General features: G+C 35.2%; 3 protein-coding genes. 2 read left to right on the top strand and 1 reads right to left on the bottom strand.

Annotated features, from left to right (window positions below):
* The first annotated feature begins 141 nt into the window (after window positions 1-141).
* A complete protein-coding gene (locus HYI04_RS16740; RefSeq protein WP_000557944.1) occupies window positions 142-405 on the top strand; it encodes a type II toxin-antitoxin system Phd/YefM family antitoxin in 264 nt (87 codons plus the stop codon).
* Window positions 392-655 (top strand): Txe/YoeB family addiction module toxin, encoded by a 264-nt coding sequence (locus tag HYI04_RS16735; protein ID WP_000184943.1) that lies wholly within the window; start codon window positions 392-394, stop codon window positions 653-655. Before HYI04_RS16740 ends, HYI04_RS16735 begins: the two co-directional genes overlap by 14 nt.
* Before the next feature lie 61 nt (window positions 656-716).
* On the opposite strand, the gene HYI04_RS16730 is transcribed toward HYI04_RS16735, so the two are convergent.
* Entirely contained in the window at window positions 717-1,019 is a 303-nt protein-coding gene (locus tag HYI04_RS16730) for a hypothetical protein (RefSeq protein WP_000110201.1), read from the bottom strand.
* Window positions 1,020-1,125 lie beyond the last annotated feature (106 nt).

Below are 1,125 nucleotides of genomic sequence, written 5' to 3'. Positions count from 1 at the left end.
ATTTAACATAATGGCTGTTATACGAAATTGACAATATGTACAGTATTCTGTACATTTAGGATTGTAAAGTTTCAATCACTACCGCCTAGGTAGTCTAGCTAGCAGCGTTTTGACGCAGCTTACCCTATGAGGGATAGATATATGCATGTATTTACATATACGGACGCACGTAACAATTTAAAATCTGTTTTAGATAAAGTAATTGATGATGTAGACGTTGCTTTTATTACAAGAAAAGAAGGTGGCCATGCTGTAGTAATGGGACAAGATCATTATGATAGCTTAATGGAAACGTTATATCTCCTTTCATCTCCAAATAATGCAAGTCGTTTAAATGAATCAATTGCTCAATTACGTGCAGGGAAAACAAAACACAGAGAGTTGATTGAGGATGACGAATCGTAACGTCGAATGGACTGATAATGCCTGGGATGAATATATCTATTGGCAGACACAGGATAAAAAGATACTTAAGCGTATTAATACCTTAATCAAAGAATGTCAGCGAACACCTTTTGAAGGAACAGGAAAACCAGAACCTTTAAAAGCTAATCTTTCAGGATTTTGGAGTCGTAGGATTGATGAAAAGCATAGATTAGTTTATGAAGTGACAGATGAACGAATCTCTATAATTCAATGTCGATTCCATTACTAACAAGATCCCCTATTTTTAGGGGATTGTTTTTTTATTTAATACAAAATCTCATATGCGAAATTTAGGTGTTATTCCATATAACGCCATTAAAAAGATCTTTATCTTTCTGCCTATTTTCTTCAGTCTTACTTTCCGTGCTTAAAAACTTTTCAAAATCGGTTAGTTGACCCTTAAAAGATTCATCATTTTTCAGTTTGTTTAGAACCCAAGCTCCCAGTAGAATTTTACGTCTAGTATCATCTTTTCTTTGTCGATCAGAATTTTTCTTTTTTTCACGAGCAGCAATAGCTTGTTTTTGTGCTTTTAGTTGTCTTAATCGTTCTTCTTGCTTTGCAATTTTTTGCTCTAAAGTTTCAACACTCATACCATCACCATCTCAAGGAATCCCCCTCAAGCATAGGTCTGTTTGAATTGAAATTCAAGACAGCCCATGCTATCGTGGTTTTCCCGAAGGGCGCACTTAGCCATTG

It is taken from the genome of Acinetobacter sp. SwsAc2 (assembly GCF_013391465.1).
Lineage (GTDB): Bacteria > Pseudomonadota > Gammaproteobacteria > Pseudomonadales > Moraxellaceae > Acinetobacter > Acinetobacter johnsonii.
The sequence above is the reverse complement of the archived record's forward strand: the minus strand, read 5'-3'. Positions and strand labels throughout refer to the sequence as shown.